The organism is Allobosea sp. Root670 (genome assembly GCF_001429415.1).
Classification (GTDB): Bacteria; Pseudomonadota; Alphaproteobacteria; order Rhizobiales; family Beijerinckiaceae; genus Allobosea; species Allobosea robiniae.
Window position 1 is genome coordinate 634,886 of sequence record NZ_LMJU01000017.1, and the last position, 14,069, is coordinate 648,954.

General features: G+C 63.9%; 15 protein-coding genes. 8 read left to right on the forward strand and 7 right to left on the reverse strand.

Annotated elements, in window-relative coordinates; translation table 11 throughout:
- Window positions 1-8 precede the first annotated feature (8 nt).
- The 5 genes from ASE61_RS21060 to ASE61_RS21080 all read left to right on the forward strand — a co-directional run bounded on the left by ASE61_RS21060 (window position 9) and on the right by ASE61_RS21080 (window position 2,081).
- Window positions 9-491 carry a plastocyanin/azurin family copper-binding protein gene (locus tag ASE61_RS21060; RefSeq protein ID WP_061970191.1) on the forward strand — a complete coding sequence of 161 codons (483 nt, stop codon included), beginning with the start codon at window positions 9-11 and terminating at the stop codon, window positions 489-491.
- A gap of 26 nt (window positions 492-517) precedes the next feature.
- A complete protein-coding gene (locus ASE61_RS21065) occupies window positions 518-796 on the forward strand; it encodes a copper-binding protein (protein ID WP_061970193.1) in 279 nt (92 codons plus the stop codon).
- 74 nt (window positions 797-870) lie between these two features.
- Window positions 871-1,086 carry a hypothetical protein gene (locus tag ASE61_RS21070; RefSeq protein ID WP_061970195.1) on the forward strand — a complete coding sequence of 72 codons (216 nt, stop codon included), beginning with the start codon at window positions 871-873 and terminating at the stop codon, window positions 1,084-1,086.
- 75 nt (window positions 1,087-1,161) lie between these two features.
- Window positions 1,162-1,428: a heavy-metal-associated domain-containing protein gene (locus ASE61_RS21075; RefSeq protein WP_061970197.1), complete on the forward strand. Its 267-nt coding sequence runs from the start codon at window positions 1,162-1,164 to the stop codon at window positions 1,426-1,428.
- A gap of 161 nt (window positions 1,429-1,589) precedes the next feature.
- Window positions 1,590-2,081: a DUF411 domain-containing protein gene (locus ASE61_RS21080; RefSeq protein WP_061970199.1), complete on the forward strand. Its 492-nt coding sequence runs from the start codon at window positions 1,590-1,592 to the stop codon at window positions 2,079-2,081.
- 165 nt (window positions 2,082-2,246) lie between these two features.
- Here the strand turns inward: ASE61_RS21080 and ASE61_RS21085 are convergent, their stop codons facing one another.
- Window positions 2,247-2,708 carry a cupin domain-containing protein gene (locus tag ASE61_RS21085; protein ID WP_061970327.1) on the reverse strand — a complete coding sequence of 154 codons (462 nt, stop codon included), beginning with the start codon at window positions 2,706-2,708 and terminating at the stop codon, window positions 2,247-2,249.
- 125 nt (window positions 2,709-2,833) lie between these two features.
- Here ASE61_RS21085 and ASE61_RS21090 point away from each other — a divergent pair, with 125 nt between their 5' ends.
- Window positions 2,834-4,387 (forward strand): winged helix-turn-helix domain-containing tetratricopeptide repeat protein, encoded by a 1,554-nt coding sequence (locus ASE61_RS21090; RefSeq protein WP_061970201.1) that lies wholly within the window; start codon window positions 2,834-2,836, stop codon window positions 4,385-4,387.
- A gap of 112 nt (window positions 4,388-4,499) precedes the next feature.
- Here the strand turns inward: ASE61_RS21090 and ASE61_RS21095 are convergent, their stop codons facing one another.
- Genes ASE61_RS21095 through ASE61_RS21120 form a run of 6 tightly spaced genes read right to left on the reverse strand, consistent with a single transcriptional unit; the run spans window position 4,500 to window position 11,285 of the window.
- Entirely contained in the window at window positions 4,500-5,096 is a 597-nt protein-coding gene (locus ASE61_RS21095; RefSeq protein ID WP_061970203.1) for a HutD family protein, read from the reverse strand.
- 13 nt (window positions 5,097-5,109) lie between these two features.
- Window positions 5,110-6,990 carry an ABC transporter ATP-binding protein gene (locus ASE61_RS21100; protein WP_061970205.1) on the reverse strand — a complete coding sequence of 627 codons (1,881 nt, stop codon included), beginning with the start codon at window positions 6,988-6,990 and terminating at the stop codon, window positions 5,110-5,112.
- Window positions 6,990-7,847: an ABC transporter permease gene (locus ASE61_RS21105; RefSeq protein ID WP_061970207.1), complete on the reverse strand. Its 858-nt coding sequence runs from the start codon at window positions 7,845-7,847 to the stop codon at window positions 6,990-6,992. Before ASE61_RS21105 ends, ASE61_RS21100 begins: the two co-directional genes overlap by 1 nt.
- On the reverse strand, window positions 7,825-8,784 hold the full coding sequence (locus ASE61_RS21110; protein WP_061970209.1) for an ABC transporter permease: 960 nt from the start codon (window positions 8,782-8,784) through the stop codon (window positions 7,825-7,827). Before ASE61_RS21110 ends, ASE61_RS21105 begins: the two co-directional genes overlap by 23 nt.
- Before the next feature lie 26 nt (window positions 8,785-8,810).
- A complete protein-coding gene (locus ASE61_RS21115) occupies window positions 8,811-10,304 on the reverse strand; it encodes an ABC transporter substrate-binding protein (RefSeq protein ID WP_162260130.1) in 1,494 nt (497 codons plus the stop codon).
- Window positions 10,305-10,334: 30 nt separating this feature from the next.
- Window positions 10,335-11,285, reverse strand: a complete 951-nt coding sequence (locus ASE61_RS21120) for an N-formylglutamate amidohydrolase (protein WP_162260131.1) — start codon at window positions 11,283-11,285, stop codon at window positions 10,335-10,337.
- A gap of 61 nt (window positions 11,286-11,346) precedes the next feature.
- On the opposite strand from ASE61_RS21120, the gene ASE61_RS21125 reads away from it, so the two are divergent.
- Together ASE61_RS21125 and ASE61_RS21130 are read left to right on the forward strand one after the other, a co-directional pair.
- Window positions 11,347-12,381 (forward strand): LacI family DNA-binding transcriptional regulator, encoded by a 1,035-nt coding sequence (locus ASE61_RS21125; RefSeq protein ID WP_082617596.1) that lies wholly within the window; start codon window positions 11,347-11,349, stop codon window positions 12,379-12,381.
- A 226-nt stretch (window positions 12,382-12,607) separates the two neighbouring features.
- Window positions 12,608-13,993 carry an IS1182 family transposase gene (locus ASE61_RS21130; protein WP_061970217.1) on the forward strand — a complete coding sequence of 462 codons (1,386 nt, stop codon included), beginning with the start codon at window positions 12,608-12,610 and terminating at the stop codon, window positions 13,991-13,993.
- The last annotated feature ends 76 nt before the right edge of the window (window positions 13,994-14,069 follow it).

Genomic DNA, 14,069 nt, shown 5'->3' on the forward strand with positions numbered 1-14,069 from the left:
AGAGCCTCATGGGCATAGCAGCATTCAAGCTCGCCGCGATCGCGGTCTTCCTCTCAGCCGGCGCCGCGCTGGCCGGTCCCGGCGGCGCCGGGCACGGCCATGGTGACGAAACCGCCTATGGCAAGGCCGGAGACCCGAAGAAGCCTGCCCGCATCGTCCAGGTCGTGATGGCCGAGCGGGACGGCAAGATGTCCTTCATCCCGGACCGGGTCGAGGTTCGCCGCGGCGAGCAGATCCGCTTCCAGCTCCGCAACAATGGCGAGCTCGACCACGAGCTCGTGCTGGCGACGCTGGCGGAGAACCTCAAGCACGCCGTCGAGATGCAGAAGAACCCCGACATGGAACATGACGATCCGAACGCCAAGCGGCTCGCGCCGAAGAAGACCGGCGAGATCGTCTGGGCCTTCACCAAGGCCGGCGAGTTCGATTTCTCCTGCCTGATCCCCGGCCACCGCGAAGCCGGCATGACCGGTAAGATCATCGTCAAGTGAACGGCCTCTGCCGAAAGGAGCATCCCATGCTGAAAACCGCCGCCGCCCTCGCCTTCCTCGTCGCCGCGCTGCCGGCCGCCGCCCAGTCGGTCAGCGGCACCGTCACCAAGATCGACGAGGCCCAGGGCAAGCTCACCATCAACCACGGCCCGATCAAGAATCTCGACATGGACAGCATGACCATGGTGTTCCGGGCGGGCGACCCGGCCATGCTCAAGGGGCTGAAGGCCGGCACCAGGGTCAAGTTCGACGCCGACCGCGTCAACGGCCAGCTTACGGTGACCAAGCTCCAGAAAGCGAAGTGACGACACCCAAGCGCGGCGGGCGGTCTCGACGCGCCCGCCTTCGCAGGGTCGTTTCGATCGCCGCGGGGGTCGCCATGACAAGCTCCGCAGCCCTCGCCTCCGATGCCGATCTGCAACGAACCCTGCTCGACAACGGCTGCATCGAGCCGCAGATCGAGACTGTTCTGCAGCAGCGCGATCTCATCGCCTACCGGGCGAATTGCCTTGGCACTTCGCACAAGATTCTCGTCATCGTCTGCAGCAGGGGCCGGTGCAGCCCAAGCCCCTCGGCCAAAGATCGCGGTGGCTAGCAAAAGCCGCTTGACCTTCCCACGATGGGAAAGAGCACGCTCCGGCCATCGCCACATCGAAAGGATGATGCAGACATGTGCTCCTGCCAACAGCACGCGAAGCCCGCAACCGAGGCGGCCGCGCCGACCGGCGACGCCGTAACCTTTCAGGTCGAGGATATGACCTGCGGCCACTGCGCCGGTACGATCAAGGCTGCGATCGAGGCCAGATTGCCGGGAACCGCCGCGACTGCCGACCCCGGCTCCAAGCGCGTGAGCGTGCTGGGCTCGGACGACTATGCCGCGATCAAGGCCGCCGTCATCGCAGCCGGCTACACGCCGAGCCCGGAGCCGGTCAGCTGACGTCAAGGAGGGCCGGCCTTCGCGGCCGGTCCTCCTCGCCTGCGGCTGCGAACGGGGCGACGCGAAACGGTGCTCGATGACACGGGTGCCGCGATCGAGAGCGCAGGCGTCACCAATGAGGCGGCAATGGTAGAATTGGACGCCGAAGAAGAGAGATCGTCATGACCAACGCATTTCTGCCATCCCGCCGGGCGCTGATGCTCGGCCTCGCGCCGACAACTGCCGGCCTCATGCTGTGGCTCCCCGCGGTCGCTGCCGAGGCATTACCGAAGATGACCGTGACGCGCGACCCGAATTGCGGTTGCTGCGGCAACTGGGTCGCGCATGTGAGGACCGCCGGCTTTCCGGTCGAGGTGATCGAGGTCGCGGATGTTGCGCCGCTCAAGACCCGACTCGGCGTGCCCGATGCTCTCGCCTCCTGCCATACCGCGGAGATCGGCGGCTATGTCGTCGAGGGTCATGTCCCGGCCGAGGCGATCAAACGCCTGCTGGCCGAACGCCCGAAGGCGACCGGCCTTGCCGTCGCGGGCATGCCCGTCGGTTCGCCCGGCATGGAGGTGCGCGGGCAGGCGCCCGACAGTTACGAGGTCGTCATCTTCTCAGCCGGCCGGCAGAACATCTTCGCGCGCTACCGCGGGCTCGATCAGATCTGATCTGCCGCCCATCCACTCTCCGCGACCTGGGCCGAATGCACGAGGCAATCTCCAGCTGAAAGCGGGCACGATGCGAAGGTTCTCCCACCTTCACGTCCAGCTGAATATCCGCTCCGTGGCAGATTGCCAGCGTCAGCTTTCGGCGCTGTGCAACCGAGCCGCGATCTAGGACCGCGTGGTTAAAGTCGAGAGCTGATCCGTGTCATAGCGGCCCCGCAGATCGGCGAGAACGTTTGGATCGGGAGCCCCGTGTGCTGCAAGTTGCGCGAGTTCTTCGAAATAGCGTTCATGGCCTGGCGGCGAAACGGTCATCAGCACGCGCGCCGGGCTCTCGCTGACATTGGTGATGTTGTGCGGCACGCCTGGCGGGATGAAGAGGAAGGTGCCGGGCCGCGCATGGATGACTTCATCGCCGACATACCAGGCGCATTCGCCGTCGAGGAGGTAGAATGTTTCTTCCTGGACGCGGTGGACATGCAGGCCGGTAGCGAACCCCGGCGGAATCGTCCAATCGAACATGCTCGTGTGCCTCGTATCCTCACCGGTGACGAGGAATGTCATCGGATAGCCTCGCAGCATGACGCCGTTGTTCTGCTCGGGCCTACGAATGACCGGTGCAGCGCTCATATGATCCTCCATCGGCTGGGGTTCTGATGTGCAGGCACCGGGCAATATCTCCTCGTCATATCGGCGAGTCGTGAAACCGTTCCGAAATCATTGCGAAAAATTCGCAACCGGTCCCATCTTCGCTCATGGCGAGAATCTTCGCATTCGGCCCATACCGCCTCGACGCCGGTGCTGGAATCCTGTTCCGCGGCGCTGAGCCGGTTGCGCTCGGCCGGCGCGCGATAGCACTGCTCGCGCTGCTGGTGGAACGCGAGGGCAAGCCGGTGGCCAAGGAGGCCCTGTTCGAGAAGGCTTGGCCTGCGCAGGCGATCGAGGACAGCAACCTTACGGTTCAGATCGCCGCGATACGGCGTATGCTCGACGAGCGGGGTGGCAGCGCCTCTTGGATCGAGACCCTTCCCCGACGCGGCTATCGCTATATCGGACCCGAAGTCGCTATCGATGATCCAGACGCAGCGACCACGGCTGCCGCATCGACTCAGCTGGCGTTGCCGGACAGGCCCTCGATCGCGGTGTTGCCTTTCTCCAGTTTGAACGGCGACCGGGCGCAGGACTACGTTACCGAGGGGATGGTCGACGACATCGTCACCGGCCTGGCGCGCATCAAGGGACTGTTCGTCATCGCGCGCCACTCGACGGCCACCTACAGAGAGCGTGTGCTCGACGTGAAGCAAATTGGCCGGGAGCTTGGCGTGCGCTATGTGCTCGAAGGCAGCGTGCGCAAGAGCGACAGCAACATCCGCGTCAACGTTCAGATGATTGACGCCTCGACCGGTGCCCATGTCTGGGCCGAGCGCTACGACCGTGCCTCCGACGATATCTTTGAGCTTCAGGATGAGATTGCGCTGTCGGCCGTGGGGGCGATTGCGCCGAGCATCCGGCGCGCCGAAATGGATCGGGTCAAGCGCAAACGTCCCGACAGCCTCGACGCCTATGATCTTGTGCTGCGAGCTCAGCCCGATGTCGATTCAGGCATGCCCGAGCGGGTGACCCGCGCTCTTGGCCTGCTCGAACGAGCAATCCAGCTCGATCCTGGTTATGCATTGGCGTACGGCAACGCCGCGATGTGCCATCATTGCCTCTTCCTGCGCGCCGGCTGGCAGGAAGCCAGCCGCGCAGCCTCGATCCACCATGCCCGTCTCGCGCTCATCCATGGCCAGGATGATGCGACCGCGCTGACCCTCGCCGGGTTTTCGATCGGCATGGACGGTCATGATCGCGGCGCCGCGTTCACCGCGTTCGAAGCCGCGCTGGCGATCAGCTCGTCATCAGCGCTCACCTATATCCTGGGCAGCGTGATGCTCGGATGGGGCGGGGAAGCGGAACAGGCCATCGTGTGGAGCGAGCGAGGCATGCGGCTCAGCCCGTTCGATCCATGGGCCTTCGCCGCCTTTGATGCGCAGGCGATGAGCCATTTGCTGCGCGGTCGCTACAAGGAAGCCTGCAGCGCTGCCTACAAATCCGTACATGCCAATCCGGGCCACAGCATCACCTATGTGCAACTGGCGGCGGCGCTGGCCAAGCTCGGCCGGCTGGAAGACGCCAAATGCGCAGCGGCACGGGTGCTCGAACTCCATCCGACGTTTCGCTTCAGCCGCCAGTTCGCGGGGGTGAACTGCGCTCCCGCGCTTGCAGAGGCTCTCGGTGAGGCATTGCTCCTGGCCGGACTGCCAGAGTAGCGATGTCCGGTTTCGGGCTGTCTATCTTTAGAAGTTCAATTTCAGCCATCCCGAAGTGCAGCATCAGCAGGCGACACCCGCCCTCATGAACGTGAAACGCAGGCGCCGATCTTCATGTCCGATAAATTGAGGAGACCACAGCAGAACCCGATCTGATGACTATCGATACAGTTGATTCAATCTCAAGGGCGACGGTATCGCCTTCCACAATGTCGATTTCGACGCCTTGAACCAGCGCACGAACATTACCCGCGACGGCCGATACGAGATGCGCTCCTGCCGGAAACTCGCTATCCGCCTCAGCAGTGAGGACTGCCATTTCTCCTGTCGCCAAGCTTCGATCGAGCATCAGATTCAAGACTTTGACAGCCCCCTTTTCCGGTCGGCTGATGATCTTGAGTTCGCCACCGTATCGAACGGGTTTCAGCGGCGTCGATAGGTCGATGGTGCCGGAAGGCGTATCGAGATAAAGGCCTTCGCCTTCGATGACGACCTGGTGGCGTTCGAAGCCGCTATGGTCGGAGAACGGCAGAGCAGTCGGTATCTCGGTTGCGGCGAGACGCCAGACCAGCCCGTCCCAGCCCTCTCTCGCTACGTTGCCGATCCGCTCCTCGGCGATGATGTCCGTCGAGCCCAGCCCGTTCTTCCAGGGCTCGACCGTGCAGGCGGCCCGCGGCAGGTAGCGATAGCTGATCGCGCTGTTGGTCATGGCAATCCGATCCCTAACGATCCAGGTTCGCGCGCAGCTCGGGAACCTTGGGCACGGCCGCCAGCAGCGCCTTGGTGTAAGGGTGCTGCGGCCTGTCGATGATGGCCTCGGTGCTGCCGACCTCGACGATCGCTCCGTGGCGCATCACGCAGATCCGATCCGCGATGTAGGAAACGACCGAGAGATCGTGCGTGATGAAGAGATAGGCCAACTTGAACTGCTCGCGCAGGTCGAGAAGCAGATTGAGGATCGAGGCCTGCACGGAGACGTCGAGCGCCGAAACCGCTTCGTCGCAGACGATGAAGCGAGGATTCGTGGACAGGGCCCTGGCAATGCCGACACGCTGCTTCTCGCCGCCGCTCATCTGGTGCGGGTAGCGTTCGGCGTAGCTGGCATCCAGGCGAACGAGGTCGAGCAGCTCCGCGACGCGCCTTTGGCGTTCCTCGCGGCCGAGCCCGACAAGCTCCAGAGGTCGTTCGAGCGTTTCTCCGATCGACTTGCGTGGGTTCAGCGAGGAATCCGGATTCTGGAAGATGATCTGCGCCCGCTTGAGCAGGTCGCGCTTCTCGGAGCGGCTGGCATTCAACAGCTGGGCCCCATCGATCGCGACTTCGCCCGAGGTGGGCGAAATCAGGTCGATCAGGCAGCGCCCGAGCGTCGTCTTGCCGGAGCCGCTTTCGCCGACGAGCCCGACGATCTCGCCTTCATGGATGGTGAGCGAGACCTTGTCGACCGCCCGGACCACCTTCCTGCCAAAGCTGACCCTCGGTACCCAGCCGTCGAGCGAAAACGATATCCCGTCCATGGCGCCGCCGGCCTCGAACGTGCGCTCGACATCGCGTGCCACGACGATCGGCTTCCCGTCGCCGGCGTCGACGCGACGCGGGATCGTCTCACTACTCTCGATGCGCCATGGCGTTCTTGCGAGTTCGCTCGCGCGCCAGCAGGCTGCCGCCACATCCTCGCCGATAGGTGTGATCGCAGGGGGCGTGGTCTGGCAGCGCGGTTCGGCGAAGTGACACCGGGGCGCGAAGACACAGCCGCTCAATGGTTTCCTGACGTCCGGCAGGCGGCCGGGGATCGGCTGGAGCCGGTGGCGCTCGCGCGACATCTTGGGAAGCGATGCGAGAAGCCCCTTCGTGTAGGGGTGCCGCGGCTCCGTCAGGATGGAAGCGCTCTTGCCATATTCGACGACGCGGCCGGCATAGAGCACGCAGATCTCGTCGCAGATCCGGGATACGACCCCCAGATTGTGGCTGATGAACAGCATCGACAACGAGCGCGTGATGCGCAGGCTGTCGAGGAGATCGAGGATCTGCGCCTCGATGGTCACGTCCAGGGCGGTTGTGGGCTCGTCGAGGATGAGCACATCGGGATCGCAGGCGAGCGCGCTCGCGATCAATGCACGCTGCTTCATTCCGCCCGATAACTGGTGCGGATAGCTCGCAGCCATCCGTTCGGGGTCAGGAATCCCCACTTCCTTCAGCAACCGAAGCGTCTCAGCCCGGGCTGCCGCCTCGGTCATTCCACGATGCATCACCAGGGGCTCGGCGATCTGCCGGCCAACCCTGATGGCCGGGTTGAGCGTGGTGAAGGGATCCTGGAAGACGATGCTGATCTTGCCGCCGCGCAACTGGCGACGCTCCTCGGCGCTTTTGGCGTAGAGATCCTCGCCATCGATGACGACGCGGCCGCTATCGATGCTGCCGCCGTTGTCCAGCAGGCCGAGAACAGCCAGCGCGGCCGTGCTCTTGCCGGAACCGGACTCCCCGACGATGCCGAGCACCGTTCCCCGCTCCAGGGCGAAGTCGACATTGTGCAGAATGCGCGCCCGGCCGCCGGACTGAGGAAAGCTGACGGAAAGGTCTTCGACCTTCAGGACATGGTCAGTCATCACCGCCTCCTCGCCAGCCGGGGATCGAGCGCTTCGCGAAGGCCGTCGCCGACGAGGTTGATCGCGATCACGGTCACACAGAGGGCCGCGCCAGCCGAACATGCGATCCAGGGGGCAGAATTGATGAACGGCCGGGCCTCGGCGATCATCAGGCCCCAATCGGAGGCCGGCGGCTGCACCCCGAGGCCGAGGAAGCTCAGGGCCGCCGCCAGCAGCATCGCGAAGGTGACCCTGAGCGCGGACTCGACGATGATCGGGGGCCAGGCATTCGGCAGGATTTCGTGGAAGAGGATGTACCAGCCGCCCTCGACCCGCGCGCGGGCAGCCTGGATATACTCCTCGCTCGCGACCTCGAGGGTGATACCCCGGGTGAGCCGCGTGATGATCGGGATGTAGACGAAGCCGACGGCCAGCACGGTCTTCCAGAGGCTCGGCGACGTGACCGACAGGATGAGAAGTCCGAGAATGATCGGCGGCAGGGAGATCATGACGTCGACGGCGCGCATGATGGCCTCGTCGGCCCAGCCGCGATAATAGCCGGCGACCAGCCCGAGCGGGACACCGAAGAGGAGACTGACCGCGGTCGCGCCGAAGCCCATCAGCAGGGAACTTTGGGCACCGTTGAGCACGCGGCTGAGCACGTCCCGGCCAAATTCATCGGTTCCGAGCCAATGGACGGCGCTCGGCGGCATCAGCCGCATGTCGAGCTGGAGCGCGTCGAGGTCGTAGGGCGAGAGGGAGGGGCCTGCGATCGCGAGAGCGAGGATCGCGGTCAGGAGAACGCCGCCCCAGATCAGCGATGCTGGAAGGGGCGCGCGCCGGTGCCGGGGCCGACTATTCGCTGCTGCTTCGGCCATATCGGACCTTGGGGTTCAGGAATGCGTAGAGCAGGTCGGCGATCAGGTTCGCCGCCGCGTAGACGAAGGTGATCACCATCATGCAGGCCTGCAGGAGCGGCACGTCCATGTTCTGGATCGCGAACATGAGAAGCCGCCCGAGACCGGGATAGGAGAAGATCGTCTCGACCACGACGATGCCGCCCATCATGATGCCGACGTCGATCGCCAGGATGGTGATCGTCGGGAGAAGGGCGTTAGGCAGGGCGTGGCGCCGGATGACCAGCTTCTCCGGCAGTCCGCGGGCGCGGGCCGCGCGGACATACTGGGTCTGCATCGTGTCGATCATGCTCGAGCGCGTGAGCCGCGAGATGTGCGCGATCAGGCCGGTGACCAGCGTGAACACCGGCAGGATCAGATGGCGGGCCCAGGAAGCGAAGCCGCTCGACAGGTCGCTGTACCCCGTGGCCGGGAACCAGTTGAGATAGCCGGCGAACAGCATGACGATGACGATCGCCCAGAGAAACTCCGGGATGGCGATGTTGATATAGGTCGCGACGGAGACGATGTGATCCGAGATCCGGCCGTGCCGGACGCCGGCATAGACGCCCAGCGAGATGCCGAGAAGCGCGACCAGGCCAATCGAGATGCCTGCGAGGATCGCCGACTTGCCGACCGCATCCCATAAGACGGGTGCGATCGGACGATCCATCACCAGCGACCGGCCGAGGTCGCCCTGAAGCAATCCCGTCGCCCAGCGCAGATACTGGACGTAAGCCGGGTCGTTCAGGCCGAGCTTGGCCTCCAGCGTCGCCACGTCCTGGGGCGAGGCAAAATCACCCAGGATCATGTAGGCGACGTTGCCCGGCATGACCTGCGTGATCCAGAAGATGAGGACGGACATGACCGCCATCGTCAGGGCGATGGACAGCAGTCGCTTGAGAACGTAGCCGGCCATGCAGACCTACCTCGCCGAGATGCGTCTTAGAAATGAGCGCGGCGCAAATCCATCCAGGAATACGGATGAGTCCTGTAGCCCTGGAGGTTGTTGCGGTAGGCGGTGGCGAAGTTGATGACGTACATCACGGCACCCGGCACGTCCTCGACAGCGTATTTCTGGAACAGCTTGTATTGTTCCTTGCGCTCGTCTTCCGACGTTGCCAGCCGGCCCTTGTCGAGCACGGCATCGATCCGTTCGCTCTTGAAGTTCCACATCTGCTTATTCCAGGAGCCACTGGAGTGGTACCAGGGATAGGTGGCGGTATCGATCGTCGGCCGCGACAGATAGCCGTCCATGTAGAAGGGGGCCTTGCCCGCGACGGTCGCGCCCCAGCGGCTGTACGGCACCCGCTCGAGCTTCACATTGATGCCCGCCGGCTTCAGCATCTGCTGGATCGCGACGGCTGCGCGCTCGCGGGTCGGCCGCCCGACAGGCACGTTGAGCGTGATCTCGAAGCCGCGGGGATATCCGGCCTCCGCAAGAAGCTTCCGGGCGCCGGCGACGTCGGGCTTCAGCGGCAGCGATGCGTCGAAGAAGGGGTGGTTGGGTGGAATCGGCGTGTGCGTGGGCGCGCCCTGGCCGAACAGCGCGAACTGGACCAGTTGCGCCTTGTCCAGCGACTTCAGCACCGCCTGCCGGACGCGCACATCCGTGAACGGCTTCAGGTCGTTCTTCATGACGATGCCGTCCCAGGTGCCGGTCGGCACGGGATCGACCTTGATCGCCTGCGACGCCGACAACTCCTTGATGGCCTCGAGCGGCACGTTCCAGAGAATGTCGATGTCGCCGGCGTTCAGCGCCGCGATCTTGGCGGCGTCCTCCGGCATGATGCGGAGCGTGACCTGCTTCAACTTGGGCAGGCCATCCTCCCAATAGTCGGCGTTCTTGACCGCGACGAGCTTGTCGCCGGGCGTATAGGACTCGAATTTGAACGGGCCGGTGCCGATCGGCTTGACGAGCATGTCGTCCATCGAAACGCCCTTGGGCACGATCTTGAGATGGCGCTCGATCAGCATTTCCGGCCAGGAGCCGTAAGGCTGATGCAGCACGAATTTCACCGTGAGTGGATCGGGCGTCTCGATCGTCTTGACCATCTCGGCGGTCGAGCGTGCGCGGGAGGCCAGTTGCGGATCCGCGAGCAGCGCGAAGGTGTGGACCACATCCTCGGCAGAGAAGGGCTTGCCATTGTGGAATTTCACGCCGCCCCGGAGCTTGAAGGTCCATTCCGTCGCGTCGGCATTGGCGGTCCAGGAGGTCGCCAGCTCCGGTTCGAGCTTGAGGTCCTCGGAGATGCGGACCAGGCCGTTGAAGAGGAGGACGCCGACATTGTACTCCTCTGCCGTCGTGCCGCGGCCCGGGTAGAGGCTGTTGACGTTGCTGTTCAGCGTCGCGACGAGGCTGTCCTTGACCTGCGCATCGGCCGATGGGGACAACACCAGGCAAGGAATCGCCAGAGTTGCAGCAAGTAGCTTGTTCATGTTCGTCCCCATTTCTTTTTTTGGAATGTCTCAGCCGCGATGAGCGGCGAATTCCTTCAATGCGCCGGCGAGGTCGGCGATAGCCTTCTGAAGCTCTGAAAAACCCGGATTCCTGGTGAGGCTTTCCTCGTCCATGTACAGCTTGCGGTTGACCTCGATCTGCAGGCTGTGGCGGCCGCTCTCCGGATCGCCATGACGCGTCACGCATTCGGCGCCGGCGTAGTGGAAATTGGAGGTCACGCGATAGCCGTGCCGCTTGAAGGTTTCCTCGACGAGCTTGGAAAGCTCCGGGGAGCAGCTCTTGCCGTTCAGGTCGCCGATATCGATGTCCGATCGCGGCGAGCCTGCATCGAGCGTGGACCGGCCGCCGATGGAAGCCATGCTGTGGCAACTGATGTGGTAGCTGGCCGGCGAAGCCTTCCGCTGCTCGGAGATGATCCGGGCGAGCTCGTCATGATAGGGCAGGAAGTAGTTCTCGATGCGGTTGCGGACGTCCGCCGCCGTGAGCTTGCCGTCATAGAGAGAATTGTTGCCGGCGGCGCTGTGGATCAGGCCGATGCCGAGCTTGGATTTGACCGTCGGATTCAGGATCCCGGGGCCTGCCCATTCGTCGCTGAGGAGCTCCGGATCGACATCGGTCTCGTGGCGGTTCGCGTCGATATAGGCGTTGGGAAATAGCGCATAGAGCAACGTCGCCCCGGCCGTCGGAACGACGCTGTAGAGCTCGTGCAGGTACATCGACACCGAGCGATGCACATCCTGGAAGCTTGCGTCCGGGCGGAAATCGCAAGGATACCAGGTTCCGCTTCTCGGCACGTCGAAAACCACGGGTGAAGCGACGCCGGCCGGGTCGGTCCGGAGCATAACGCCAGGTACGAGAAGCATGGGATAACTCGGCGGTAAGTGAAAAGGAAATCGATTTCCTAACCCTATGAAGCCGACCTGCCGATTGTCAAGCGCATGGCTTCCATGCTTGCTCACCCTGAGTTGACGTCTCGCATCTGCGATAGAGCGGACCAGGGGCAACGGGCGAGGAAAACGCGTGCCGGAGCAGTTTCGGAAGGGTGTTCTCGTCCCGCGCCTTGATGATGTTGCGGCTGCGGCGGGCGTGGCTAGGTCGACGGCTTCCCGAGTCATGAGCGGCGAAGCCACGCTGACGATCCGCGAGGAAACACGGCAGCGCGTGCTCGATGCCGCGGCGAAACTCGGCTATCGGCCCGACACCCGGGCGCGCGCGTTGCGTCTCAAGCGAACCTACGCGCTTGGTATCGTCGTGCCCGAAATCGACAATCCGGCTTTCGGCACGATCATACGCAGTGCGCAGAAGGCCGCGATCGAGCGAGGGTATTCGCTCTTCATCTCGCTCGCCGACAAGGACCAGCCCGACACGGCGCTTTATCGCCGGCTCGTGGAGGGCAAGGGCGTCGACGGCGTTCTCGTCACGACCATCAGCGATCCCGGCCTGGTCGACGAGTTGCGCCGCCGTTCGATCAAGCATCTCCTGGTGAATCGCGAACTCGAAGGTCATCAGGGTTCGATCATCGTCGACTATGTCGAGGCGACCGCACAGGTGGTCGAGCACCTTGTCATGCTCGGGCATCGGCGCCTGGCCTTCATATCGGGACCCTTGCACCAATATGCCGGACAGAAGCGCCTGGAGGGTTTCACGAAGGGGCTTCGTCGCTGCGGGCTCGTGCCTGATGAACAGCTCATCGGCGAGTGCAATTATGGCTGGGCCGAGGCGGCAGAGGTCTTCAAGCGGATCTACGTGGCCAGCGCGGCCCCGCCATCCGCGGTCTGCGCCGCGAACACGACGATTGCCTCAGGGATGATAGCGGGAGCGCGATCGATCGGGCTGGAGGTGCCGGACGAGCTTTCCGTCATCTCGCTTCTCGACAGCCCGCTCGCGCTGATGCACGTGCCAGCCATTTCAGCCGTGCAGTTCCCGTTCGAGGAGCTGGGGCGCCTGGCTGCGAACGAACTCATTGATGCCATTGAGAATGGATCCGAGATGGAAAATGTTCGGCTCGAGCGTTTCCGTATTGCCGAAAGAGGCTCTGTTTCCAGCTTGAGGTGAGGGCTCGACAAGGCCCATTATCTGGGGGGGCGCGCAACGTCTGCTTGTGGCGGATGTCGTTGAAAAAGTCGTCGTTGCCACGGGTTTGAAGTCCTGATTCAGTTGTCCTTGGTCGGAGGGCGGCGCGATGATGGGCGAACGGCAGGNGGCGGATGTCGTTGAAAAAGTCGTCGTTGCCACGGGTTTGAAGTCCTGATTCAGTTGTCCTTGGTCGGAGGGCGGCGCGATGATGGGCGAACGGCAGGTGGCGCAGGAGGCGTTGTTCTACGAGTTCAGCCTGGAGCGCCACGTGCCGGCCGATCATTGGGTGCGAGCCATCGATCGGTTCGTTGATCTCTCAGATATCCGAGCGCATCTGCGACCGTTCTACAGCGAGATGGGTCGGCCCTCGATCGATCCGGAGCTCATGATCCGGATGCTGCTCATCGGCTACTGCTTCGGCATCCGTTCCGAACGGCGCCTGTGCGAGGAAGTGCATCTAAACCTCGCCTATCGCTGGTTTTGCCGGCTCGGGCTGGAGGGCGCCGTTCCCGATCACTCAACCTTTTCGAAGAACCGGCATGGCCGTTTCCGCGAGAGCGATCTCCTGCGCGAGCTATTCGAGACGACCGTCCGGCGCTGCATCGCGGAGGGGCTCGTCGGCGGCGAGGGCTTCGCGGTCGATGCCAGCCTGATCAAGGCCGATGCCAACAAGCAACGCTCGGCCGAAGCCTCCGAGCCGGTCGATTGGGACGATCTCGCCCGAACACGGCGCTCGGTCCGCGAGTATCTCGATACGCTCGACGAGGCCGCCTGGGGCGCAGCCAGCGAGGCCAAGCCGAAGTTCGTGTCGCGCTCTGATCCGGCAGCGCAATGGACGGGAGCCCTGAAGGGTCACGCCTTCTTCGCCTATGCGACCAACTACCTGATCGACCTCGACCACGCCGTCATCGTCGATGTCGAGGCCAGCCGAGCGATCCGGCAGGCCGAGGTCGGATCGGCCCGCACCATGCTTGACCGGACGCAGAAGCGCTTCGGCCTCTGGCCGGCCCGGCTCGCCGCCGACAGCGCCTACGGCTCGGCCGAGAACCTCGCCTGGCTGGTGCACGAGCGCGGGATCGAGCCGCATATCCCGGTCTTCGACAAATCCCAGCGCAGCGACGGCACCTTCAGCCGCTCCGACTTTGCCTACGACCACGACCGCGATCTCTACATCTGCCCGGGCGGGAAGGAGTTGAGGCAGCGCCAGAAGGTCTATCGAACCGAGCGCCCGCTCGTCGATGAGAACGGCCTGATGCGCTACCACGCCAGCAAATTTGCCTGCGACGCCTGCTCGCTGAAGCCGCAGTGCTGCCCCAACACACCGGCCCGCAAAATCCTGCGCTCGATCCACGAGGGCGCCCGCGACATGGCCAGGGACATCGCGCAGACCGACGCCTACGTCGTCTCGCGACGCGAGCGGAAGAAGGTCGAGATGCTCTTCGCCCATCTCAAGGGCATCCTGAGGCTCGACCGGCTGCGCCTACGCGGACCCAACGGCGCCAGAGACGAGTTCCACCTCGCCGCAGCAGCCCAGAACCTCAGGAAGCTCGCCAAGCTCCTGCCCAACGGACCGCAGATGAGGGCCGCGTGAAGGGCAAACGCCCCCGCAGGTAAATCACAGCTCGTGATCGCCTCGCTCGCAGGCCGACTTTTTCAACGGTATCGGC

Coding starts and splice junctions, on each gene's coding strand:
- ASE61_RS21075 (WP_061970197.1), top strand. CDS start 1,162: ATGTGCTCCTGCCAACAGCACGCGAAGCCCGCAACCGAGGCGGCCGCG.
- ASE61_RS21100 (WP_061970205.1), bottom strand. CDS start 6,990: ATGACTGACCATGTCCTGAAGGTCGAAGACCTTTCCGTCAGCTTTCCT.
- ASE61_RS21085 (WP_061970327.1), bottom strand. CDS start 2,708: ATGAGCGCTGCACCGGTCATTCGTAGGCCCGAGCAGAACAACGGCGTC.
- ASE61_RS21105 (WP_061970207.1), bottom strand. CDS start 7,847: ATGGCCGAAGCAGCAGCGAATAGTCGGCCCCGGCACCGGCGCGCGCCC.
- ASE61_RS21090 (WP_061970201.1), top strand. CDS start 2,834: ATGGCGAGAATCTTCGCATTCGGCCCATACCGCCTCGACGCCGGTGCT.
- ASE61_RS21115 (WP_162260130.1), bottom strand. CDS start 10,304: ATGAACAAGCTACTTGCTGCAACTCTGGCGATTCCTTGCCTGGTGTTG.
- ASE61_RS21060 (WP_061970191.1), top strand. CDS start 9: ATGGGCATAGCAGCATTCAAGCTCGCCGCGATCGCGGTCTTCCTCTCA.
- ASE61_RS21110 (WP_061970209.1), bottom strand. CDS start 8,784: ATGGCCGGCTACGTTCTCAAGCGACTGCTGTCCATCGCCCTGACGATG.
- ASE61_RS21130 (WP_061970217.1), top strand. CDS start 12,608: ATGATGGGCGAACGGCAGGTGGCGCAGGAGGCGTTGTTCTACGAGTTC.
- ASE61_RS21095 (WP_061970203.1), bottom strand. CDS start 5,096: ATGACCAACAGCGCGATCAGCTATCGCTACCTGCCGCGGGCCGCCTGC.
- ASE61_RS21065 (WP_061970193.1), top strand. CDS start 518: ATGCTGAAAACCGCCGCCGCCCTCGCCTTCCTCGTCGCCGCGCTGCCG.
- ASE61_RS21070 (WP_061970195.1), top strand. CDS start 871: ATGACAAGCTCCGCAGCCCTCGCCTCCGATGCCGATCTGCAACGAACC.
- ASE61_RS21080 (WP_061970199.1), top strand. CDS start 1,590: ATGACCAACGCATTTCTGCCATCCCGCCGGGCGCTGATGCTCGGCCTC.